The organism is Psychrobacter sp. bablab_jr014, assembly GCF_016464015.1.
In the GTDB taxonomy this organism is placed as follows: Bacteria; Pseudomonadota; Gammaproteobacteria; order Pseudomonadales; family Moraxellaceae; genus Psychrobacter.
This window is the reverse complement of record NZ_JACDXT010000021.1, coordinates 16,498-41,213: the sequence shown is the minus strand read 5'-3', so window position 1 is coordinate 41,213 and position 24,716 is coordinate 16,498. Positions and strand designations below refer to the sequence as shown.

Annotated in this window: 18 protein-coding genes and 1 pseudogene; 16 read left to right on the top strand and 3 right to left on the bottom strand. The window is 49.6% G+C overall.

Annotated elements, in window-relative coordinates; genetic code table 11:
• Nucleotides 1–276: 276 nt before the first annotated feature.
• The 3 genes from glnE (at nt 277) to JIE71_RS06460 (ending at nt 4,843) form a co-directional block, all read left to right on the top strand.
• The gene (gene glnE / locus JIE71_RS06470) at nt 277–3,126 is read left to right on the top strand and encodes a bifunctional [glutamate--ammonia ligase]-adenylyl-L-tyrosine phosphorylase/[glutamate--ammonia-ligase] adenylyltransferase (RefSeq protein WP_199507921.1); all 2,850 of its coding nucleotides are present in this window, start codon (nt 277–279) and stop codon (nt 3,124–3,126) included.
• A gap of 204 nt (nt 3,127–3,330) precedes the next feature.
• On the top strand, nt 3,331–4,260 hold the full coding sequence (locus JIE71_RS06465) for a branched-chain amino acid transaminase (RefSeq protein WP_199507920.1): 930 nt from the start codon (nt 3,331–3,333) through the stop codon (nt 4,258–4,260).
• Between the two features lie 358 nt (nt 4,261–4,618).
• Entirely contained in the window at nt 4,619–4,843 is a 225-nt protein-coding gene (locus JIE71_RS06460) for a hypothetical protein (RefSeq protein ID WP_199507919.1), read from the top strand.
• 195 nt (nt 4,844–5,038) lie between these two features.
• Here the strand turns inward: JIE71_RS06460 and JIE71_RS06455 are convergent, their stop codons facing one another.
• Nucleotides 5,039–6,004 carry a DUF2939 domain-containing protein gene (locus tag JIE71_RS06455; RefSeq protein ID WP_199507918.1) on the bottom strand — a complete coding sequence of 322 codons (966 nt, stop codon included), beginning with the start codon at nt 6,002–6,004 and terminating at the stop codon, nt 5,039–5,041.
• Between the two features lie 242 nt (nt 6,005–6,246).
• Between JIE71_RS06455 and JIE71_RS06450 the strand changes: the two genes are divergently transcribed.
• The 3 genes and pseudogenes from JIE71_RS06450 (at nt 6,247) to JIE71_RS06440 (ending at nt 7,831) form a co-directional block, all read left to right on the top strand.
• On the top strand, nt 6,247–7,101 hold the full coding sequence (locus JIE71_RS06450; protein WP_199507917.1) for a hypothetical protein: 855 nt from the start codon (nt 6,247–6,249) through the stop codon (nt 7,099–7,101).
• 117 nt (nt 7,102–7,218) lie between these two features.
• Nucleotides 7,219–7,455 (top strand): annotated as a pseudogene (locus JIE71_RS06445) (IS1595 family transposase); the annotation flags it as partial.
• Nucleotides 7,430–7,831, top strand: a complete 402-nt coding sequence (locus JIE71_RS06440; protein WP_323126917.1) for an aldehyde dehydrogenase family protein — start codon at nt 7,430–7,432, stop codon at nt 7,829–7,831. The pseudogene JIE71_RS06445 and the gene JIE71_RS06440, both read left to right, overlap by 26 nt.
• A gap of 54 nt (nt 7,832–7,885) precedes the next feature.
• Here the strand turns inward: JIE71_RS06440 and JIE71_RS06435 are convergent, their stop codons facing one another.
• Nucleotides 7,886–8,554 carry a LysE family translocator gene (locus tag JIE71_RS06435; RefSeq protein ID WP_199507915.1) on the bottom strand — a complete coding sequence of 223 codons (669 nt, stop codon included), beginning with the start codon at nt 8,552–8,554 and terminating at the stop codon, nt 7,886–7,888.
• A 189-nt stretch (nt 8,555–8,743) separates the two neighbouring features.
• On the opposite strand from JIE71_RS06435, the gene JIE71_RS06430 reads away from it, so the two are divergent.
• Nucleotides 8,744–10,162: a PLP-dependent aminotransferase family protein gene (locus JIE71_RS06430; RefSeq protein WP_199507914.1), complete on the top strand. Its 1,419-nt coding sequence runs from the start codon at nt 8,744–8,746 to the stop codon at nt 10,160–10,162.
• 15 nt (nt 10,163–10,177) lie between these two features.
• Here JIE71_RS06430 and JIE71_RS06425 read toward each other — a convergent pair whose 3' ends face one another.
• A complete protein-coding gene (locus JIE71_RS06425; protein ID WP_199507913.1) occupies nt 10,178–11,350 on the bottom strand; it encodes a siderophore-interacting protein in 1,173 nt (390 codons plus the stop codon).
• 190 nt (nt 11,351–11,540) lie between these two features.
• On the opposite strand from JIE71_RS06425, the gene JIE71_RS06420 reads away from it, so the two are divergent.
• The 9 genes from JIE71_RS06420 (at nt 11,541) to JIE71_RS06380 (ending at nt 24,713) form a co-directional block, all read left to right on the top strand.
• Entirely contained in the window at nt 11,541–12,305 is a 765-nt protein-coding gene (locus JIE71_RS06420) for an ABC transporter ATP-binding protein (protein ID WP_199507912.1), read from the top strand.
• Between the two features lie 114 nt (nt 12,306–12,419).
• A complete protein-coding gene (locus JIE71_RS06415) occupies nt 12,420–13,472 on the top strand; it encodes an ABC transporter substrate-binding protein (RefSeq protein ID WP_228284570.1) in 1,053 nt (350 codons plus the stop codon).
• Nucleotides 13,469–15,553 carry a Fe(3+)-hydroxamate ABC transporter permease FhuB gene (fhuB, locus tag JIE71_RS06410; protein WP_199507911.1) on the top strand — a complete coding sequence of 695 codons (2,085 nt, stop codon included), beginning with the start codon at nt 13,469–13,471 and terminating at the stop codon, nt 15,551–15,553. The genes JIE71_RS06415 and fhuB overlap by 4 nt, the downstream gene beginning before the upstream one ends.
• Before the next feature lie 568 nt (nt 15,554–16,121).
• The gene (locus JIE71_RS06405) at nt 16,122–17,474 is read left to right on the top strand and encodes a diaminobutyrate--2-oxoglutarate transaminase family protein (RefSeq protein ID WP_228284569.1); all 1,353 of its coding nucleotides are present in this window, start codon (nt 16,122–16,124) and stop codon (nt 17,472–17,474) included.
• Between the two features lie 107 nt (nt 17,475–17,581).
• Entirely contained in the window at nt 17,582–19,051 is a 1,470-nt protein-coding gene (locus JIE71_RS06400; RefSeq protein WP_199507910.1) for a pyridoxal phosphate-dependent decarboxylase family protein, read from the top strand.
• A gap of 73 nt (nt 19,052–19,124) precedes the next feature.
• Nucleotides 19,125–20,906, top strand: a complete 1,782-nt coding sequence (locus JIE71_RS06395) for an IucA/IucC family protein (RefSeq protein WP_199507909.1) — start codon at nt 19,125–19,127, stop codon at nt 20,904–20,906.
• 223 nt (nt 20,907–21,129) lie between these two features.
• Entirely contained in the window at nt 21,130–22,473 is a 1,344-nt protein-coding gene (locus tag JIE71_RS06390; RefSeq protein ID WP_199507908.1) for a lysine N(6)-hydroxylase/L-ornithine N(5)-oxygenase family protein, read from the top strand.
• A 126-nt stretch (nt 22,474–22,599) separates the two neighbouring features.
• Nucleotides 22,600–23,202, top strand: coding sequence for a GNAT family N-acetyltransferase (locus tag JIE71_RS06385; RefSeq protein WP_199507907.1), 603 nt, complete (start codon nt 22,600–22,602; stop codon nt 23,200–23,202).
• Between the two features lie 50 nt (nt 23,203–23,252).
• Nucleotides 23,253–24,713, top strand: coding sequence for an MFS transporter (locus tag JIE71_RS06380; RefSeq protein WP_199507906.1), 1,461 nt, complete (start codon nt 23,253–23,255; stop codon nt 24,711–24,713).
• The last annotated feature ends 3 nt before the right edge of the window (nt 24,714–24,716 follow it).

The following is a 24,716-nucleotide window of genomic DNA, read 5'->3' as shown; positions in this document are numbered from 1 at the left end:
ATCGCGGATAGTCGCTGCCTGATGTGTATGGTTTGTGCTAGAGTCTTTGTGCTGCGTTTTTTATTTGTAAGATTTAGCTATGATATACGGCATATTAACCTGTTAAACGACTGACTGGTGATGCAAGCTGATTTATCATCTAAGCCGCTATATTATTTTTCTCGACCGATAATTTTAATAACAGTCATGCCTGCTATCGGGTCGATATATGCGACCCAGACTCATAGCGAGCATCCATGACGGTGTCCTGCCGTTTTGTAAGGAGTGTGTACGACTATGCCATCTGCGACGTCAAGTGTCCCCAATCATCAGCCAACCGATGCCCAAATTGCAGCGCTGTATACGGCGAGTGAGTTTGCTGCGCAAATTTGGGAAAATCGTAGCGCCTCGTGTCAGACGTTTTTGCGCAGCTATCCGCTCGACACCACCTTGACCCGTCAGCAAATTGATGACTTGATTCAAGACTATACCTTGGATGACAACTATCAGCTGGGCGATGAGCCTGTGGTTATGAAAGGGCTGCGCCATCTGCGTATGCTGCTCATGATGCGCTGGATATGGCAAGACGCACTTGGGCTGATTCGCCTTGAGCAGCTGACCGATGAGCTGTCCGAGTTTGCGGACGGCTGTATTTTATTTGCCAAAGACTACAGCTATCAGCAGCTGGTAAAGCAGTACGGCTATCCGACGTTTATTGATATAAATGGCAACCGCCAGGTTGATGAAATGGCGGTCATGGCGATGGGAAAATTGGGCGCGCATGAGCTGAACTTATCAAGTGATATTGACCTTATCTTTGTCCATCAAGGGCAAGGCGAAACCGACGGCGATAAGAGCAAAGGCACGCGCAGTATTGATAATAAACGCTTTATGACCCGCCTTGGGCAAGGCATCATCCGCCTGCTCGATCACAGCACCGCCGATGGCTTTGTGTTTCGCGTGGATATGCGCCTGCGTCCGTGGGGCGATGGCAGTGACCTTGCCATTCATTTATCGGCCTTAGAAAAATACTTTGCCAAACATGGGCGGGCGTGGGAACGCTTTGCCTGGTTAAAAGCGCGGGTGGTTGGACAGATTGGCGATGATTTTTTTGAGCGTCTACAAGCCTTAATTAAACCGTTTGTGTTCCGCTATTACGTGGATTACAGCGCGTTTTCGGCACTGCGCGAGATGAAGTCCTTGATTCAAAACCAAGTGGCACAGCGCGAAGACTTGGACAATATTAAGCTCGGTGCGGGCGGTATTCGTGACATTGAATTTATTGTGCAAGCCTTTCAGCTGATTTATGGTGGCAGACATCCTGAGCTACAGGTCAAATCTTGTCTAAATGCCATGAAAGTGTTGGTCGACTTGGGCTATATCGAAGCAAAAACCTATCGGCACCTAAGCGCGGCGTATCGCTTTTTACGTCGTCTTGAGCACGGTATTCAAGGCATTCATGACCAGCAGACCCAGCGCTTACCGCAAGACGCGCATTGGCAAAATAATTTAGCAAAAACGCTCAAGTTCGATAATTGGGACGAGCTTCTTAACACCTTGAATAAGCATCGCAGTAATGTCAGCGTGCCCTTTGAGCGCATGGTGACCGAACGTCAAATGCCAAGTAAAGAAGATACCCCTGAGGAAGATTTTGACGCGCAGGTCTCGCAGCTTGATGCTGTATTGAGCGATGACAACCGCGCTAAGCTTGAGCAGTTTTGGCAATCAAAAATGGTCAGTAATCTGAGTGAAGAGGCGAGAGAACGTCTTGACTCTGCGTATCCTGTGATTGTGCATGCGTTATTGACGTATGAAGATAAGCGCCCGCTGGTCAATGCGGCCTTACCGCGTCTGATTGCCCTGCTTGAGGCGATTTGCCGCCGTTCGATTTATTTGGTCATGATTGACGAAAACCCTAATGCCACCACACAGCTGATACCGATGCTCGCCGCCAGTCCGTGGATTGCCAGTGAGCTTGCGCAATATCCTGTGCTGCTCGATAATTTTTTGCAGCAGCGCTATCGCCATCTGCCCGATCAAGAAGAGCTGCGCGATATTTTGCGTCAGCAGCTCTTGCGCGTCGAGCCTGAAGATGAAGAAAATATGCTAAGCGCGCTGCGTCTGTTTAAAAAGACCCAAGTGCTCGCGGTGGCTGCCAGTGACGTGCTCGCTGAGCGTCCGATTATGAAGGTTTCTGACTCGTTGACCTATATTGCTGCGGTCGTCTTGGAAGCGGCGTTGGAGCGTGCCTTTAATGAAATGGTCAGACGCTACGGCTATCCGATTGGTAAAGATGGCGACCCTGTGACCGAAGCACATTGCGGCTTTGCTATCATCGGTTATGGCAAATTGGGTGGACTTGAGCTGTCTTATTCGTCTGATTTGGACTTGGTGTTTTTGCATCAGATTGAAGAGAGCGGCATGACGACGGGCGAAAAGTCGGTCAGCGGCATGAAGTTTGCGGCGCGTCTGGCACAAAAGCTGATGACCTACCTCAATACCCAGACCCGTGATGGCCGCGCTTATGAGATTGACATGCGTCTGCGTCCGTCTGGCAATGCAGGCATGATGGTGGTCTCATGCAATGCCTTTGAAACCTATCAATGCGAAAAGGCGTGGGCATGGGAGCATCAAGCCCTGGTGCGGGCGCGTCCCATCTGTGGGGACAGTGAGGTCATGGCGCAGTTTGAGCGCATTCGCCGTATGGTCTTGACTGAGCCGCGTACCTTGGCGCAAGTGCGTACCGATGTCGCAGAGATGCGCCAAAAGATGCGCAAGCACTTGGGCAGTAGCGAGCGCGAACAGCAGGCAGGCAAGTTTGATCTAAAACAAGACGCAGGCGGCGTTATTGATATTGAGTTTTTGGCGCAGTTTGTGGTCTTGGCATACGCGCACGAGCATCCCAGCCTGACCAAATGGAGCGATAATGTCCGTATCTTTGCCGAAGCGGCAGCGCTCGGTATTTGGGACAAGGGCGTGTGTCAAGACTTGACCGAAGCGTACTTGCATATCCGCGCTGCCACGCACCAGCTGGCACTCTCCAAACAGCCACTACTGGTCGATGAGATGCCGTGGCACCATACGCGCGCGCAGGTACAGATGCAGTGGCAATACTTGATGGGAACAACGGAGACGGCGGGACAATAACCAAAACTGTCGTCTTAGTAAAACCAAAAGATTGTATTTTGCGCTACTGCCAGTGATATAATCGAAAACGCGGTTTTGGACATGGGTAACAACATGGATGAATGGCAGACAGATGGCGATTGATTTATCATGCCAAAAACCGACATTATCATTATATTTATTTTCACAAGAGAGTTAGACCCGCGCTAGCATAAGGATTATTCAATGAACATGGCAACACAAGACGGCAAGCTTTGGATGAATGGCACCATCATTGAGCAGCCAGATGCCAATATCCACGTATTGACCCACAGCTTGCATTACGGCATGGCAGTGTTTGAGGGCGTGCGTGCGTACCAAACTGCTGATAACCGTACTGCCATCTTTCGCCTAAAAGAGCACACCGAGCGTCTGCTTGGCTCAGCGCGTATCTTCCAAATGGACGTACCGTTTAACGCTGCAGAGCTAGAACAAGCCCAAAAAGACGTGGTGAAACAAAACGGTCTGGCAGAAGCCTATATTCGCCCACTGATCTGGGTCGGTGCTGAAAAGCTCGGTCTGTCATCGCGTGACAACAGCATCAATGCGATGGTCGCTGCATGGCATTGGGGCGCATACCTTGGTGAAGAAGGCATCAAAAACGGCATCCGCGTCAAAACCTCATCGTACACGCACCATTTGCCAAACGTGACCATGTGTAAGGCAAAAGCCTCAAGCAACTATCCTGTGTCTATCATGGCAAACCAAGAAGTTACCCGTCATGGCTATGACGAAGCCATCTTGATGGATCCACAAGGCTATGTGTGCCAAGGCTCAGGCGAAAACTTATTCCTCGTGAAAAACGGCGAATTACACACCCCTGATTTAGCAGGTGGCGCGCTGGATGGCATCACACGCCGTACCATCATTCAGTTCGCTGAAGACTTGGGTATCAAAGTCGTTGAGCGTCGTATCACCCGTGACGAGTTTTATCTGGCTGATGAAATCTTTATGACAGGTACAGCGGCAGAAGTCACGCCGATTCGCGAATATGATGACCGTACCATCGGTAACGGTGGACGTGGTGAGCTGACTGAGAAGTTGCAAACCCTATACTTTGATGTGGTGCACGGTCGCAATGAAAAATATATGGACTGGCTCAGCTTTATTGACTAGGGCATCTCCCTAATTTAATCGTTTATCACTAAATGGGCTAAAAATGGCTAAATCTTTGCCAAGCGGCGTCAAATAGCTGGTCAATATCTCGATATTACCTGCGCTATTTTCCTTGTTTGTCTGCGATTTATCTCATTTTTATCACCATTTTTAAAATAGGGACACGCCCTAAGCCTTTACCAGTTTGTATGAATAAAAACCAAGGTGTGATGCCTTGGTTTTTTTGTTTTTGGTATGCGTAGCCCGCTGGTATTGGGCTACTCGTAACGGCGCATATCTGATAAAGTAGCCTACTAACATGAAGTCAGTAACCTCAGATGTTTAACATCGAGTCGCTAACACCTACACGCTACTATACATGCGCTACCATGAATCCATGATAAAACATCACGGCTCAAGGAGGGCATTGCTACATTTAAGAGAAGTTTTTGATATGTATGAAGGCGAAGGGACAGTTTTTGGAAGTACTAATCAAAAGACTTTCAAATCTCTAAATCAGATTAAGCTTGAAGACGAAATTATTGTTTATTTTGAAACAATAGTTGGTACATTGGATAAAAAAATTGAGTTTAATTTAGAGTAAATAAGAAGTTTAACCAATCTCCGCGCCACTCTTTTACCCAAATTAATGTCAGGGGAGATTCGTGTTGCGGATGCGGCAGCACAGGTGGCTAAGCTAACAGACGCATAAAACCGCAGTCATCCAGCACGACTGGCCACATCCGCGCGTTGGATAGCGCGCTGATGTGGCTAGGGTGTGTCATTAGTGAGCCAGTTTTCAAGTACAGGTACTCATAAACTGTGCCTCTGTCAGGTCTGGATTGCGACAGTCTTCCAATGCACGATAATCATCTTCATAACCAGAGCGTTCGATAATAAACTGACGCAAATCAGCCTCTGTACCATCACCGAGGGTAAAGTCATTTAACGAATCGATCATGTCTTGTGGTACGTCTATATCGTTATTAACAAGGTAGTCAATATATGCTGCTTGGGCGGGTGTGAGCGTCTCAGTTACCTGTATAGCGTCACTGGCTTCGGGTGTCTCTGCGATGTCCATAGCATATGACTGTACAGCAGCGTCCAACTCTTGCTGCGCGGTGTCAAGCGCATCGCTGTCATAAATCTCAATGTGGTCAATATCTAGATCGTCGCTCGCCTCAGTGTTGATTGAGCTGGTGGTCATAGCGTCATCAAAGCTCATATCAGATTGTAAGTCAGTATCCAAAGGAAAGACGATTCTGGTAATTTTCCAGCTCAGCCAATCTCTATGCATAATCACACTGATGCTTTGATCATTATTGGTATTGTTTAACTGTACCTTAAAACGATTGACAGACAGATAGCTGGTCTGATAGTTGATGTGTTTGTCTTGGGGTTCCTGTTGAATGCTGTCATCCGCTACACCAAAATCTGGCGCTTGCCCTTGAAACATCAGCGCTACGCCATTAGGGGTAATTGCGCTATCGATGATAGGGTCTATCATCGCGGTCGCTAGCATAGCACCCAATGCTTCAAAGCCGTTTTCTTCATCGCTGGATGCTATCTCTTTTACCATAATCGCTTTGACTTGATCCTTTATGCCTTGTTTAACACTAGGAAAATCAATATAACCTGACAGCTTGTCAGCGTCTTTTTGCTTTACAGCGGTTTTGATGCCATGCAGCGCGATATAGGGTGAGGCATAAAGATAAATCGCAAATATCACCAATACGCCTACCAACCAAGGTAAAATCTTTTTCAAAAAATTCTCCTAAATTTCTAACAATAGTAGAATACGGCAGCGCCGTATGAGCCAACACGTGATCTAGCATCATCAGCTACCATGCCGTGATGGTCGATTTTCGGTCAATTTGCGTATTTATCTGTATTTACAGAGTAGCAATGTTTTGAAAATAATATTAACATTAGTTTATTTTTAAGGCAATTATTCGGCGCTGTTTTAAATAGCCCTACACCTGTATTCTAATGAGAACATCATCCTCTATGACACATTATCCAACCAATAGCGCACGCCGCGCCCGTCCACTATGGACAACGGTAGTGGCGGTGTTTTTGACATCCTTGACCACACTGGCAAGCGCGCAGATACCGACGCTACCGCAAATGCCCATTCCGCCAGACATTGCCAAAGCCATCAATAATGTCATGTCGGTCAACTATGGCTCAGACTATGACAAGCTGCGTGGCTGCACCCTGTATCACGGTCAAGAAACCTACAGTTACAATGGTAACAAGCACGTGTCTAAGACCAACTACTGTGTCGCGCCTATCAAATACGAGGTAGAAGAAGTAGGCGGTGAGATGCGGCTGTATCTGCTGGTGTCAGGCTACGTCTACGATGGCAATACCAGCAATGCGGATACGGGTATTGGCGGTCTGTTCGAGCTGTATAAAATGGATGATATGTGGGTCATGTCTGCCAGCGAGCCGCTTATTTATACAGGTGGTAGCGGTAGAAGCCAGCTGCATAATTTTGACCTTGCAGAAGTCGGCGCAGACAAATACGCGTGGACAGGTAGGTATTGTGACGGCAAAGGCGGGAATGATGCCTGTCTGTGGGTGATGCATGCAGCAATAGAGGGCAAGATAAAGCCCGTCGCTGAGGTAATGATTGACTATCGCAATGAGATAGCGAGCGAATCTATCCATCATCAGGGTGAGGGGAGTGTCCGCTATCAGCGACGTGAGCCGATGACTGATGGCTTTTATCCGCTGACTGTGACGATAGAGAATACATTAATCAACTATGATACTGATAAAGAGATAGCACCGCGCACGACAGATATTACCCATTATATGTACAACCCATCGAAGCAGTTTTTTGAGGTGGTCAAATAGCTGGGCGCATAAATAAGCGTTGCTGTACTTTGGCATATTGTTAAATTTAAGGAATGATTAATATGAAAAAAAATAATGGGGCTGTCCTAGATAAGCAAAAATATTTAGGGTAGCACTATGAGAAAGAGTAAACTAAGTTGGTATAAACAAAACAGACTCATCGAGTCATTTGTTGCTGGTTCTACCGCGAGAACAGCAGCAAGCCTAATTGGTGTTAATAAAACGACAGCCAGTTATTACTTTCATGGGCTACGAGTGCTTATTTACGAGAATAGTCAAGCCCCTGGTCTATTCGAGGGCGAAATCGAAGTAGACGAATCATACTTTGGTGGCACTCGTAAAGGCAAGCGAGGGTGAGGTGCTGGCAGGCGCAGGCTATTTCGTCCAGCCCACCATTTATACCCATGTACCAACGACTAGCCAGCTATGGACAGAAGAGATATTTGGCCCTGTATTGGTCAGTGCAGCTTTTGCAGAAGACAAGACCGCCATTGCTTTAGCAAATGACAGCGCGTTTGCTTTGGCGGCGACGATTGTCAGCCATGATGAAACGGCAGCACTTGAGATGGCCGCGCAGCTACAAGCAGGGCATATTTGGATAAATGAGCAACAAATTGTCTTACCTGAAGCAGGCTGGGGCGGCTTTAAACAAAGCGGCATCGGACGAGAGCTGGGTCATGATGGCTTGTCGGCGTATCAAAAAAGCAAACACGTTTTATTAGCGTCTTAGGGCGTGTCTTTAGTTTAAACCTAAATGGCTCAATCGGTTAATTGATGACACGTCCTAGAGCCACAGTGACACCGCACAATACAGCGTCATCAGTACGATGAGTGCGTGAATACCGTGTATCAGACGCGGCAAGTGAATAAGTCGCCGCAGCCAGTGCCCGCCTGCCGCCCAGCAGCTGATGCAAGTGATGTTGATTATGGCGCAAAGCAGCAATAGCAGGACAGTGGCAAGAGGTAAGCCGCCTGCTTGATTGACTTGTACCATTGCGATACTGGGCGCGACCATGGTCATTGTCCACGCTTTTGGGTTCAGCCATTGGAACGTTGCTGCTTGCCAAAGGTTCAGTGGCAGCTCGCCAAAGCCTTTTTGTACGGACGTATGTCCTTGACGTTCTTGTGCAAGGGCTGTATTGACAATCGCCACAAAATCACTTTTTGCCATCTGATAGGTGAGCCACAGTAGATACAGCGTGCCTAAGACCTTGACCGTCATCATGAGTATAGGCACACGCACAATAAGTGCAGCCATGCCCCAATAGCTGAGCGCTAGCATGACAAGTACCCCTGCGGTGATACCCAGAATATGCCAGCGGCACTGCCAAAATCCACGCTTGATACTGCCATGCAGTAGCATAAGATTATTTGGGCCTGGTGTAATAGAATTGATGGTGATAAATACTGCCAATGCGGTGAGGCTGCCTGTCAGTGATATGCTTGCGCCCATGAAGTGTGATTCCTTTGTTGTTATCGATTCAGGTTAGGAATGATTCACTATAAGGCAGGTGACCATAACACTCCCGATACAGTTTGCTTGACACTTAACAAAGTGTATAGTTGCTAATGGCAAGACAGTTGCTTGTAGGGCTAACGATGAGCGATTGTTTTTATAGCGGCGTAGACAGGTGTGGGCGTGATGATAGAGACGTATCAACTGAATTTAAAACTAACCAAAACCGACGCGGTCGCCGAGTGGATACAGCAGCGTATCGACTGGCAGACATATCAACCCAATCAGCGTGTCCCCTCGGTACGCAAACTGGCAAAATTGCTTGGGGTATCTAGCTTTACAGTGGTGCAGGCATATGAACAGCTGGTCGCGACCAATGTACTGACCGCGAAGCCCAGCTCAGGCTACTACGTGAGTCCGCAAGTCTCATCTGCTATATCCAGTACAAAAGCCTCGCGTAATACGCCAATGGTGATTGATAGTCGCTGGCTCGTGCCTAAGATGTTCGGTGAGATACCGCACGAGTGTGCCTCAGGTATCGGTACGCTACCTGATGGGTGGGTACATAATGATAAGATGGCATGGGCAATACGCCAAGTTACCCAACAAGTCGATCATTTTATTTATAAATACGGTGAGATTCAGGGTTATTTGCCACTGCGTGAACAATTGGCGCAGCAACTAGGCAGTATGGGTATGCATACGAATGCGGCGCATATTGTTACCACGGCGGGCGTATCGCAAGCGGTGACGATGGCAGCGCAACTACTGACACAAGCGGGCGATGTGGTGCTGGTAGACAGCCCAGGGTGGTTTTGGTTGTCGAGCTGTTTGCAGCAGCAGGGTCTGCGCGTCATCGGGGTCGAGCGTGACCATGAAGGGCCAAATATCGAGCAAATGGCAGCGCTGTGCCATCAGCATCGCCCTAAGATGTATCTGACTAACAGCGTGCTACACAATCCGACCTCGTATCATCTGCATCCCGCCCGCGCCCACCAAGTGCTAAAACTGATGCATCAGCATGATGTGTATATCTTTGAAGATGATCTCTATGCGCCGTTTGAGCCACAAAAAAATGTCTTGCGCTATGCCAGTTTAGACCAATTCGAGCGCGTGCTGTATGCCACAGGGTTTGCCAAATCTATGGCGTCAGGCTGGCGTGTGGGTATGTTGGCCTGTCCTGAGAGCTTGGTCGATGGCATATTACGCATAAAAATGCTCAACACCATGCAGACGCCTGAGTTTGGTGAGCGAGTGATACATAGGTTGTGGACGCATGGTGAATATCGCCGCCAAATCAAAAAAGTACAAGAAAAGCTCTATGCCGCGCATCAGCAGCTGCGTATTGCTTTGCCTGCCATAGGACTCATATACCCCGAACACACGCAGGCAGGATTGTTCGTTTGGGTGGATACTAAGACCGATACTGCTCTACTTGCGATGGCGGCGTATGAAGCAGGCTGGTTGGTCGCGCCAGGGCAGCTGTTTTACCCTGATGCCCGCGCATCCACCTATCTGCGCCTGAATGTTGCCACCACCAGCCCAGCGTTTTTAGATTGGCTCGGACAGTATCTAGAACAGCAAAAGGCTAAAGCGAATATTTAATGTATAGGTAAAATTTTAGCCGTCATAGCGCCAATAGACCTTAACCACCACATCACTACGAGACAGGTTAAGGCGGGTTTTTAACTTACCGCGCAGGGCTTTGGCAGTTTGTGCTTCGAGCGCGCCCCATACTTTTTCGATATCTGTCGGGGTGTCTGCTAAGTGCATTGCCAACACGTTATCGATCTGTACGGCCAAGTCCTTACCTGCGTTCATACCGCCTGTGACTAAAGGCAAAAACGTGCAGCGTGCGCGTAGGTCAGGCGTCATCTCTATACTGTTTAAATAGTCTTGGTCACGGGCGTCACCTGTGACATACAGCACGATAGGCGCTAGCGGATTGTCCCACAGTTCAAGCAGGCGGGCGACGGTCGGAATGGACGTTTCATCAGCAATCAGCAGCGTTTGCCCTGTTTGTAAGTGACCTATCTTTTCTGGCAACTCACGCTTGGTAAGGACAGGCTCGCCTGCTTGCAACGTTGACGCCCATGTCCCACCTGATGTATCACCGTGCAAAAATACATCGACCCATGCGCGGTTGATACCGTCCTGTTGCCATGCCTTTCGCAGTGTGTAATAGCAGTGTTCCCGTGGTTCATCGACAGCAGCAAAGCGTTCAGGATGGGTCTTTTGCGCGTATGATAGGTCGAACAGATACGCATAGCCTGCATCTTCAAATGGCACAGGTAAGGTAGGGTTGGGGGTATTGCTGAGTGTCACGCGCAGCATATTGGCACTGACAAGGGCGCTGTCTTCTACCTCAAAGTGTTGCTCAGTAATTTTGATGGTTTTTTTACCACGTTTTTTGTCTGCCTTTTGCTTGAGGGTAATATATTGACTACGCAAATCGCTCAACTGTGATACTGGGGTGTCAAAAGCAACAAAATGAGCTTCGGCTTTGTCTATAATGGCGCTATTGGTGTGTGCAGTATGCAAAGAGAGTGGTTCTGCCACAATCACGATACCCTCAGGATATACTTCACGGATTTTGACATCAATGTCGTCACTGTTGTCGAGCGTTAATGGACTAAAGGCGGTCAAAAAGCCGCACAACTCGTCGACATGCTCTTCGTTTAAATGGTCGATGATATGAGCAATCTCAGGGTCAGTGAGTAAGCTACGTGCAGAACTCATATCAAAAGGAGTGTAGGTATTGCTTGGTGTGGATAGAGCGGGATACTGGCGCATAGGAATATTCGTTTCTTAAAAGTGTGAGGCAACAATAGCAAATTTTTTGATTAATGATAATTGTTTTTGTTATCGTTTGCGAGTAAAATCAGTCACAGTCAAGCCCAAAGTGAGCGAGCAGCTCATTTTTATCTAAAAAGCGTTGATGTCTAAAAAGCGCTGAAATATTTATGAACAAAAAAGGGTCGCTATGTTACGTGTCAATCAAATGACCATCAACCGTCAAGGCAATACCTTACTCGATAACGTCAGCTTTGAGGTGGGTGCGCGTCAGCTGGTAGCATTGGTTGGGCACAATGGCTCAGGAAAATCGACGTTAATCAAAGCCTTGGCAGGCGAGATGAAAAGCTCTGAAGGTGACGTTACTCTCGATGAGCGCAGCATCAGTGATTATGGCAGTAAGGCGCTGGCACGCAAGATGGCATATCTGCCGCAGCAACTGCCCGAAGCAGCGGGATTTACGGTACGTGAGCTCGTCATGCTTGGGCGCTATCCGCATCAAAAGTGGCTACAAAAACCCAGCGCGCTTGATCATGAAAAAGTAACTGAGGCGATGCGTGTGACGCAAGTTGAACGCTTTGCTGATCGCTTGACCAGCACGCTATCAGGCGGTGAACGGGCGCGGGCTTGGCTGGCGATGTGCTTGGCACAAGACACCGATTATCTGCTACTCGATGAACCGCTTGCCGCGCTTGATATGCACTATCAAATAGAGGTGATTGAGCTGATACGCCGTCTCGTTGATGAGCAAGGCTTGAGCGTGGTCATTATCATTCATGATATTAATCTGGCCGCACAGTACGCAGATCGTATTATCGCACTCAAAGGCGGACGCATTTGTCACAATGGGGACATTGCCAGTACCATGCAGCCAAGCATCTTACACGATATCTTTAATGTCACTATGCAGCTTTTGACACACCCTGTGACGGGTCAGCCTGTCGCAGTTGCTTAATCGCGCTTGCGTGGCTTGGATGCCATTTCTACTTGTCTAAAGGAGACCGATTCTTTGAGTCTCCTTCTGCTGCTATTTCTTATTTTCTCTTCTCTATTAAAAAGACAATCCGCTATGTTTGCTGATGCTCTATTTACTTGTTTACGTGCCCGCTTATCCATCGATACCGCGCACGCACTTTTGCATGCCCGAAAACCTCAAAATCCTGCGCCGCAGTCACAAGGTAACATTACATCGCTGGCACTTATTTTGACCCTCATAACCAGTGGTATCCTTAGCGGTTGTGGGCAAGCGCAGAGTGGCCATGATCCTCTCGTTCAGCATATGGCGGAAGAGCCTCAGAAAACAAGTGCGACGCCGAGACAAGTGGTCACTCCCGACTGGGGTAATGCCGCGACCTTGACAGCAATGGGTCATGCGCCTATAGCGACGGGCGATGTGCGGATGTGGGACAGATGGGTCGAAACGCCAAGCTTGCCTGACGATATCACTGATTTGGGTATACGTTATCAGCCCAATGCCGAGCTGATTGCCCAGCTACCAATAGATATGGTGATTGACAACCCCTTTTATCAACATGCACGTAACCTGTATGGCGATGTCCCTGCTGAATCGGTGATGTTTGCAGCAAAGGGGGAGGTCGCGACATGGGCAGACTATACCGAGCCGACTCGTACATTGGGTGCGCTGATTGGTGAGCCAAAATCTGCAGAAGACTATATCAAAAAAAGTAAACACGCCATTACACAAGCAGGCGCGCAGTTACAAGCACGCTATCCTAAGGTCAAAAAATTCGCTGTGGTGCAATTTTCTGATGCCAATAACGTGCGAATGTATGTGAATAACAGCTTATTTAAACCCGCCTTTGATGCGATGGATAAAGAACTCGCTGTCTTGGGCGAAGGCAATGCGTATGGCTTTGTGCCCAAACGTGTCGGTGATTTGGCAAAGTTAGATGACGATGTGTGCTTACTGATTATCGAGCCGTTAAGTCCCATTACGCGTGCTGAGATTAAAGACAGTCTGATTTGGCAGCGCTTGGGTTATGGGCAATCTCGCTGTATGGGTGAGCTGACGCCTGTATGGATTTATGGCGGCATGTCATCGCTGGTCAGCTTGGCCAACAACGTATCAGCAGCAGAATTACAAGGCGGGGCAGCATCATGAGTACCAGCAGCACATCGACAGACAACCACCACAAGCACGCGCCCACATCCATGCAGTCCCAAAAACCGCCGCAGCCCCCTAAACCGAAAGCAGCCGATACTGCCGCTATACATTGGCAATTATGGGTAATGTTCGGCGGACTTTTGCTGTTGGTCGTTGCTAGTAGTTGGGCGCTCCTTGCACGTGACTGGCACAGGCCGCTCACCGATCTATTATTGCCCAGTATGCAGCTCAATATGGACAGCATGGTCACGCAGCTGACGTTGGTCGCCACCAGTGTTGTGGCGCTGCTCGCAGGCGGACTGCTGGGCGCGGTCAGTATTTTATTACAACAGCTCGTTAAAAATCCGCTGGCTTCAGACACCACGCTGGGCGTAGGCGTAGGCGCGCAGCTGGCGATATTGGTTGTCAGCTTGTTTTTGCCCAGTCTTGCGATTCATGGCGGTATGGTGGTTGCCTTTATCGGTGCGCTTGCCAGTATGGGACTGGTGTTTGCTTTAGCGGCGGCCAGTCGCTTTAATGCGCTGATTTTGGTGCTGGCAGGTTTGGTGGTCAATATTTTACTTGCGGCACTGGCTAACGTGCTGGTGCTGTTTTTTGCACAGCAAAGCAACGGCATGATGTCATGGGCGGCAGGATTTTTGACCCAAAACAGCTGGCACACCAGTATGCTACTGGCATTGGCCACAGTCGTATTGGTGGTCGCTTGTCTGCCGTTATTAAAGCCGCTTGGTATGATGAGCTTGGATGACTTTCAAGCCAAGCGCTTAGGTGTGCCTGTCCAAGGCATCCGCGCTATCGTCGTGTTGTTGGTGGCAGTAGTCACCGCGCTGGTGGTCAGTGAAGTTGGTCTGATTGGTTTTGTGGGCTTGGGTGCGGCAAGTATGGTCAATGCGCTGGGAATTTCAGCGATTGGCAAGCGCCTTGTTGCCGCCTTTAGCTTTGGGGCGCTTTTATTGTTATTAACCAGCAATGCCGCGCTGCTGCTTGAACCTATAGCGGGTATGCCAATTCCTGCGGGGGCGATGACGGGCGTACTGGGTGCGCCGCTGATTATTTGGCTCATTTTGCGTCAGCGTCATGACCGTATCGAGACGGTGGTGACGCCGACCATCAATGGCACACAAACATCTGTACGTCTGTGGCGCTGGGGGTTTGCAGTTATGGGCTTGCTGTTCGCCGCATCTTTAGTTGTCCAAGATGTTCAGGGTTGGACATTGAGCACTGAGTGGGCACTCACTGAGCAGTACCGCTTGCCGCGTAGTTTAAGTGCAGCAGCAACGGGGCTGATGCTGGCAGTAGCGGGCGTGCTAATACAGACCTTGACGCGTAACCCGATGGCAAGCCCTGAAGTACTCGGGGTCAGCTCAGGCGCAGCGCTTGGCGTGATTGGTGGTTTTTTATTCTTGCCGATGCTTGGTCTGTCCGCTGGTGCAGGCACATTGCTTGGGTCGGGTTTGACAGGTGCATTTGCGGTGCTGCTACTGGTCATTTGGCTGGCGCGTAAGGTCAGCTCAGGCTATTTACTGCTCGTTGGCGTGGGTATCGCGGCGATGATGGATGGCGTGATGCACATGGTTAAGCTCTCAGGCGACCCGCGCTTGGAGGCGATGCTCAGTTGGCTGTCGGGCACAACCTATAGCGCCATGCCCAGCACCGTCTGGTATCTGATGGGCATTGCGCTGCTGCTTTTTATGATGAGCCTACTGATTATAAAACCGCTGCGTATCTTGGGGCTAGGTGCTGGCGTGGCACGCAATCTGGGCGTGGCGGTGAGCCCTGTGACTGTTGCGCTACTGATATTGGTGGCATTGCTCAGCACCGCAAGCACGCTCGCGGTCGGACCGCTCAGCTTTGTGGGGTTAATGGTGCCGCATTTGGCGACATCAATGGGCGCGGTCAAGCTAAAACGTCAGTTGCCACTTGCGGCGCTCTTAGGGGCAGGCGTGATGGTCATTGCTGATTGGCTTGGGCGCTATGTAATGTTTCCTTATGAGCTACCAGCGGGCACGATTGCCGCCTTGATTGGTGGCGCGTACTTCCTGTGGCTGATTCGTAAAGTGCCGATGGCGGCGCGTTAAAGCAAATATATATAAAGAGCAGCTTAATAAGCTTTTAGGGCATGGCATTATTTAGATATATTGTAAGTATTATGTAATTTTTTAATAAAAATAAGAGAACTTTTGTTTTTTAATTTTGGTCATTATTTGGCCTTGGCTGGCTGTGCGTGCAAGGTATTATTTTTTTTGACATCTGTTTTTTATTAAAAAAAACCTTGCTGCCGCATGAACCAGTTTTTTAAGAAAAAATTTGCACTTGGTTGACAGGAATCAATTACTGGTCAATAATACGCCTCTCAAATGATAATGATTATTATTTTTATTATTATTTACTAAAACTATCGATATTATTCATTACTATTTTTTATGTCTAGGACGTGTCTTCATATTAAAGATGGTGATAACAATGAGATAAATTGCAGGTACACAATGGAAGTAGCGCAAATAATATTGAAATATTAACGAGCTATTTGACACGGTTTGCCAAAGATTTAGTCATTTTTAAATCATTTAATCGTAGACGTTTGAATTGAAGATGCGTCCTGACTGCTCTAAAAATACACGAGCTATAAGCAATAAAGGAAGTCTTATGTACACACCAACTGCTGAGCGTGCTACCAATACACGCTATCTCGACCGCCAAGACCAGTTTGAATCTAAAGTGCGCAGCTACCCACGTAAGCTGCCATTTGCCATCGCTTCGGCGAAAGGCGCTTGGATTACCGATGTTGAGGGTAATGAATATATCGACTGCTTGTCAGGGGCAGGCACACTGGCGCTGGGGCACAATCATGCAGTGGTCAAAGACAGCATTCAGCGCGCTTTAGACAGTCATCTGCCTATGCATACGTTGGATATCACTACACCACTCAAAGATGCCTTTAGTGAGCGTATCTATAACCTGTTATCAACAAAAGATGATGAATACTGCTTACAGTTTTGTGGGCCGACAGGCGCAGATGCAGTCGAAGCGGCACTAAAACTGGCCAAACAGGTTACAGGGCGTACGGGCATCATCAGCTTCAGCGGTGGCTATCATGGCATGACGCATGGGGCGCTTGCGGTCACGGGCAATCTGTCGCCCAAGCAAGGTATTGAGGGGCTGATGGGGTCGGTGCAGTTTTTACCGTATCCCAATGGCTACCGCTGCGCCTTTGGTCTGCCAAAAACCCAAAGTATTCAAGCGCACAGCACGTATTTTGAGCGTTTTTTAACCGATATTGAAAGCGGCGTCACCAAACCTGCGGCAGTGATTTTGGAGATGGTGCAAGGTGAAGGCGGGGTCAATGCTGCGCCCATCGAATGGTTACAGCAGGTGCGCCGCGTGACCAAGGCGCTGGGCATCTTGATGATTGTTGATGAGGTGCAGACAGGATTTTGCCGTACGGGGCGCTGGTTTGCTTATCAGCATGCGGGTATTGATCCTGACATGGTGGTGATGTCCAAAGCCATTGGTGGCGGGCTACCGATGGCGGTGCTGGGCATCAAAAAGCAGCATGATGTTTGGCAGGCGGGCAACCACTCAGGTACATTCCGTGGCAATCAGCTGGCGATGGCGACAGGGCTTGCGACCATTGATTATCTCGACGCCAATGACATAGCGCAGTATGTCGATGAAGTCGGCGCGTGGTTTAAAGGACAACTGCAAGCCTTGCAAACGCGCTATCCGCAAATTGGCGATGTGCGCGGACGCGGGCTGATGCTGGGGCTAGAGATTATTAATCCAAATACGAGCGCTGATGTTGATGGCAGTTATCCTGCCGACAGCGACTTGGCAGCGCGTATTCAGCAGGCTTGTTTTAAAGCAGGCTTGGTGATTGAAAAGGGTGGGCGCGCTGGCACGGTCTTGCGCCTATTACCACCGCTCAACATCACTCGCAAGGAGCTAGACGAGGTATTAACGCGACTGACATTGGCACTAGATAACGCACTTGCGGCTTAACCTTTTAACCTAACTTTTCGTTGTATTCATCAAAGGCAGTGTGCTGGCGTGAGTCTCAAAACGCCAGCACCTTACCCATTTAGACTTATTCAGTAGGGTCGTATATTTTGTACATTCTTAATCAACAGACCAGCCATGACTATGTGGCTGCCAGTGCGCAGACCAGCGCCATGATTCAGCAGTGGCTGGACGCCGAATCGCTGTATCAAGGCGGTGCTCCTGCAGCATTACAAGACAAGCTAACGCTAAATATCAGTAAAACAGGGCGCGATATTGACATGGTACTCGGCGATATCGCTCAGCAGTTTTTGCCCAACTGTGTCTCGACCGCGCACCCGCACTGCGCCGCGCATTTGCATCCGCCGACATTGTGGGTCGGACAAGTAGCGGAGATGATTATCGCCGCGACTAATCAAAGCATGGACTCGTGGAATCAAAGCCCCGCTGCTACCTATATTGAAAAAGAGCTGATTCAATGGTTGGGCGCGCAGTGTGGCTTTAACTCAAGCACTAAAACCGAGCCAAAAGCTGGCGGCGTGTTTACCAGTGGCGGCACGCAAAGCAATCTAATGGGGCTGCTGCTGGCGCGCAATCGCTTTTATGGTGCTTTGGGTGTTGATGTGCAAAAAGACGGCTTGGCAGGGCAGCCCTTAGGCAGGATTTTATGCTCTGAGCAAGCGCATTTTTCCGTAGAAAAAAACGCCGCGCTCTTGGGCTTGGGACAGCGCTCGGTGGTTAAAATCGCGACCGACCGCACGGGCGCAATGGACATGGCGCACTTAGAGGACACCATTGACCGCTTTGGGGCGCAAAATATCATGGCGGTGGTGGCGACGGCGGGCACAACCGATTTGGGCGCGATCGACCCACTGGAATCGATTGCCGAGGTGTGCCAAGCAGCGGGCATTTGGCTACACGTCGATGCCGCATGGGGCGGGGCGCTGCTGCTCTCCGAGCGCTACCGCGATATGCTAGCAGGCATTGCGCGTGCCGATTCTATCACCCTTGATTTTCACAAGCATTTTTTCTTACCCATCAGCTGTGGCGCGTTTTTGGTCAAAGACGCCGAAAATTTTGCCAGCATCCGTCTGCACAGCGACTATCTGAACCCCTCAGATGATGAGACGGACGACATTCCCAATCTTGTAACCTACTCGCTACAGACCACGCGCCGCTTTGACGCGCTTAAACTGGCAATGGCGCTTGATGTACTGGGCACAGACGCTTACGGCGCGTTGATTGATGCGGGTCTCGATAATGCTAAGGACATTGCACAGCGGCTGGACAGCGACCCTGATTTTGTCTTGGTGCGCCCGCCGATACTGAGCAGTGTCCTATTTTATTTTGCTCCGCAGAATAGCGAGTTCAGCGCCGAGAGCTTGGCAAAAATCAACCGCCATATTGCTCAAAATTTACTGATTAACAATCAAGCGAATATTGCCACCACGCAGTATGACGGGCATCTGTGCTTAAAGTTTACCTTGTTAAATCCCGACAGCACGCTAGCTGCCATGAACCCAGTCATCGCGCAGATAGCAGCATTAGGGCATGCGTATTTAGTAAGGGATTTTAAATAAGCGCTTAGCAAATTAACAATCTATTAAAAATTACCGATAACCATTTTAAGAATACCCATTTAAGGACATCGCAATGATACAAGACAACACGCTCAACCGCTTATCCTTGCAAAATCTGATTAACGCGTACTGTTTTGAGACGCGCCGCGGCAGTATCGTGCCTGCAGACGCACAAGACGCGCTACAAAAATCCCTCGCGCAAAACAAGCCGCTATTGGTATTGCATCTTGCGCCGCACAACACCCAAGTTGCCGTGCCGCTTGAGCGTATCAGCCAGCTGGGGCAACATCGCTTTGCCGCTACCCCTGCGGTCTTAGGGCAGGTCGATGGCGTGCCGACATGGTTGCAACCCTCGGCGGTCAGTATCGCCAGCCTCGTGATTGAGGACATCGTACATCAGTATCAGGGTACCGAAACCCTCGATGCCAATGGCGTGCTGAAACGCTGGATTGAGAGCTATGAGGGGCTACAGATTATCTTGCAGCACCGCAGTGATGAGGTGGATGACATCGTTGATGCGGCGCAAAACTTTATCCAAACCGAGCAAAGCCTTATCTACGGCCACGCCATGCACCCGACACCAAAAGGTCGCCAAGGCTTCTATGGTGCAGAATGGGCAAAATACGCGCCCGAGACCAGCAGCAAAACCAAGCTGCACTATTGGCTCGTGCATCCCAAGCATATTGTCGAAGAGTTTGTTGACGGTGAGAGCATCACCGCCGAGTTGCAAGACAAGCTTGCGCCCATGATGAATGCCTATCAGCAGCAATTAATGGACAATAACTCTGATTATAAGCTATTGCCGCTACACCCATGGCAAGCCAAATTCTTACAGCAACAAGACTGGTATGCGCGTCTACAAGCGGCGGGTAAGCTCTTTGACATGGGCGAGCTGGGCTGGGCGCTGCATCCGACGACTTCGGTGCGTACGTTGGCCGCATTTGATGCGCCGTGGATGTTTAAGCTGTCGCTGTCTGTCGCCATTACCAATTCAGTGCGCATCAACCTGCCCAAAGAATGCAAGCGCGGCATTCATGCTTGCCGCATTTGGCGCAGCGACTACGGCAAGCAGCTTGGCAAAGACTTTGACACCATCGCGGTGCTCAACGACCCTGCATGGATTGCACTGACAGTAGATGGCAGCATCATTGATGAGAGCATCTGTATTTTACGCGACAATCCTTTTGACCAAGATACCGAAGTGACTAATTTAGCGAGCTTGAGCCAAGACCACCCAACCCGCGTGACCAACCGCTTTAACACCTTATTCCAATCTATCCATGCGCGCACCAAAGCGCCGCTCGAGGAGATTGCCAAAGACTGGTTTGCCACTTATTTACAGGTCGGCTTTATCCCCTTGATGCACATGTATTATCAGCATGGCATTGGCTTTGAAGTGCATCAGCAGAACAGCTTGATTGAGCTGACGGACGGCTATCCGAGCAAGTTTTGGGCGCGTGACAACCAAGGCTTTGGCTACATCGCCGAGTATGCCGCCCCCCTCATTGACACCTATCCTGAGCTGGTCAGCGAGAGCGAATGTGTGATTCCTGAAGATTTTGCCGATTCAAGAGTGGCGTATTATTTGGTCGGCAACAGCATCTTTGGACTGATTACCGCGATTGCGCGCACGCAATATGTGAGTGAAGCGGCGCTGATTGATATGTTCCGCGACTGCTTGATGACGCTTGAGACCCGCTATCCGCACCGTCCGCTGTTTGATTTGCTGCTGCGTAGTCCGACCTTGCCGTTTAAGGGCAATTTGCTGACGCGCTTACACGCGCTCGATGAGCTGGTCGCGCCTGTGGAGACGCAGTCTATATACGTGGATATTCCCAATCCGTTATGTGCGTAAGAATAAAAATAGCCTAAGCAATTCATACCGCGTAACGTGATTGTTTATAAGCGCAGACGCGGTATAAGACAGGAGAACGTGCTTAAAGGGTATTTTTCGTAGCATCAAAAGCCGTAGGCACAGCAAGCAAGGAAAATATCCTTTAAGCGAGCGTTGTCACTATAAGGCATTGTCAAATACTGGCTATCACCAAACTTGAACTATCAATAAAAAGGACACCCCCATGCTTGATGTCATCGGTATCGGCTTAGGACCTTTTAATCTAAGCCTTGCCGCGCTACTCGACAAGACTAACGTGCGCGCCAAATTTTTTGAGCAAAAGCCAGAATTTAACTGGCATAAAGGCATGATATTGCCTGCGACTACCTTACAAGTGCCGTTTATGGCGGACCTGGTGACCATGATTGACCCCACCAGCCGTTACTCGTTCTTAAACTACTTACACACCCAAAAGCGCCTGCTAAAATTTTACTTTTTAGAAGAATTTAAAATCTACCGCGAAGAATACAACCACTATTGTCAGTGGGTGGCAGGGCAGTTGGACAGTCTATACTTTGCGACGACCGTTATGGACGTGCAATTTTATACCGAGGCGGGCGAAGAGGGCTTTGCGGTTACGGTCAGTGAGCACGGTGAGACGCACACCCATTATGCACGCCATTTGGTCATTGGTACAGGTACGCATCCGACTTTGCCTGCGCCATTACAAACCTTGGCAAAAGACGCGCCCGCCCGCTGTATGCATACCGCGCAGTTTACTGAGCGCTTCGATTTGGACGCTTTAACTGCCGCGCATGACGACACAGATACGCCTGTTAAGGTATTGGTGCTCGGTTCGGGGCAGTCCTCAGCTGAAGTGTACCGCGCCTTATTTGACCAGCAGATGAGTAGCACAGGCATGCCCAAGTTTATACTTGATTGGTTTACGCGCTCGGCGGGCTTTTTCCCGATGGAATATTCGCCACTAGGACTGGAACATTTTAGCCCTGCGTATACTGATTATTTTTACCACTTGCCCCGCGATACCAAGGCAGCGGTGAGCGCCAAGCAAGATCTGCTGTATAAAGGTATGGGTTTTGGTACTATTCGTGATATTTACCACCACCTCTATGAGCGCAGCATCCGCAATCAGCCATTATATTCAAACCTGCGTACCAACTGCGCGCTGATATCGGCAGAGCAAGCGGACGCAGACGCGCCCGTGACGCTCGCGTTTACTCACAGCGAGCAGCAGCAGCGCTTTATGGCGGATTACGATTGCGTCATTGCGGGCACAGGCTACCGCTACCAGCTGCCCGACTGTTTGGCGGGTGTGCTTGGTGAAGTACAACATGACGCCTATCAGCAGCCTGAGATTGGGCGTGATTATACTTTGCGCTACTGTGATAAGCGCACACATACGGGCAAAATCTTTGTACAAAACCAAGAAGTACACAGTCACGGCGTGGGCGCACCTGATTTGGGGTTGGGCGCGTACCGTGCGGGCTATATTATTAATGAGCTGCTCGGCGTCAATAAATACGACACCGACGCGCTAGAAGTGTTCCAAGACTTTGGCGCCGCGTGAACGGCTAAAAGATAATCGAAATAAAATAGCCTAAGTAAATTTAAAAAATACGCTGATTTAAACAGCTCAATGATTCAAAAACTTTCAACCAAATTAAAAACTGAACTACAAAATTAAGGACACACCATGACCACCATCAGCCGTCAGTTACCTGAGCATTTTGAGGTCGAGGCGATTAACCGCACCTTTGGCATACGCGCCATGCGCTATCGTGAAGATATGCGCTTATTGTATAAATGGATGCACGCCGAGCACGTCGTTGACCAATGGCAGCTGCATTTGCCTATGCCCATGCTGCGCGCCCATTTTGAAAAAATGCTCGCGGACGACCACCAGCGTCTATACATCATCACCTGTAATGATGAACCGATTGGCTATACTGAAATCTATGAGGCGGCGCGTGACCGTTTGGCATTGTATTACAAAGCCAAACCTGAGGACATGGGCTGGCACATGCTGATTGGTGAGCCCTCCGCAGTCGGGCGCGGCTATCTCAAACCTATCGGTATGATGGTCAGCAAGTTTATCTTTGAGCATACCCCTGCCCAAAAAATCGTGGTTGAGCCTGACAGCGAGATTGAGATTTATCGTTGGGTGGCGGACAGCTTTGCTTATTTTGAGCAGCGCTTGATTGAAATGCCCGAAAAAAAGGCATCGCTGTACTTTTGTCATCGTGAGGCGTTTTTTGAGTCGCGTGGTTATTTAAATTATTACGGTGCGGCAGCTTAACCGCCTGTTTCTTAATCACTGTTTATCAACCTCGCTACAAGGTACTTTTTATGGTCGCTGTTTGTGAGTCGTCCAAAGACCATGCCACAAGCCAAACCCGCGATGCGTCTTTGCGCCCGCTGTTATGGACGCTGCTGCTTGGTGGTTCGGTAGTCAGTATCAGCAATAGCGCCCTAAACCCCGCAATTCCTGTGTTTATGTCAGTGTTTTCGGTCGATATTGTCATGGGCGGCTGGGTGCTGAACGCCTACGTGCTGGCGATGAGTATTGGGTTGATGGTCAGCGGCTATCTCAGCAAACATTTTGTGTTTAAGCGTATTTATATTTTGGCCATGTTTGGCTTTATGCTGGGGTCAGTGCTCGGGATGCTCGCTGAGTCGATGACGATGGTCATTGCCGCCCGCGCGATGCAGGGAATCAGCGGTGGACTTATTATCCCCTTATCCATCGGTATGCTGTACCAAGTGTATCCCAAATCCAAGCACGGGCGAGTGATGGCGCTGTGGGGCATCGTGGTGATGATGGCGCTCGCATTTGGGCCTTTACTGGGCGCGTATTTGGTCGAGCATTTTGCGTGGTGGACGCTGTTTGCGGTGACGCTGCCGTTAAGCGTGGCGGTACTGCTTCTATCATGGCGTCTGCCTGCGCTTGTCAATGACAAGGATAATGCTAAGAAAAGCCAGCCCGCGCGCTTTGATACGCTTGGTTTTGTGGGGCTGCTGCTGTGGCTCTTGGTACTCATGGCATGGTTATCAAGCCTAAAGACGGATGCAGCAACCAGTGCCGCAAATGCCTTGCAAACAGGCGCGATTGCGCTCGCATTTATGTGCGCCTTTGTACTCTGGTGGCGCTATGAAGCCAAGCAGTCCACGCCGCTCATCAACGTGCGTCTATTTGCCCAGCGCACCTATTTACACACCACGCTGATTAGTATTACCCAGACCATCGGGCTGATGATTGGGCTTTTATTACTACCGATTATCGTACAGGACGTGATGGGCAGTAGTGCTTTATGGACGGGCGCAATTTTGATGGCGGCAACGGTGGTATCGAGCGTGACCACGCATTTTGCGGGCAGGCAGGTGGATAAGCATGGGGCGCGCACGATTGGGCTGGTCGGTATTGTGTTTGGTGCGCTCTCCATGTTGCTGCTCGCGGGGATTTTGTACCAACCGACCTTGTGGCTGCTATTTGTCGTGATGAGTGTGCAAGGTGTCGGCGTGGGGCTGGCGTATCTGCCGACCACCTCGGTGGGGCTGAGCAGCTTGGATAAGTCAGTGGTGACCGAGGGCGCAGCGCTGAATAACATCAGTCGGCGTATTGTCTCGACCATCGTGATTGCGTTGGTCACCGTCTATGTGGCGGGGCGCGATGCGGTGTCGGTTGTCAATCAGACAGTGGGCGCGCTGTCCACCGCCGCTGCGATACAAGACGTCTTTGTCGTCTTGGCAATGGTGCTGTTATTGACCTTATTTTGTGCGTACCGTTTGCCCAAGCACGCGGCTAAATAAATC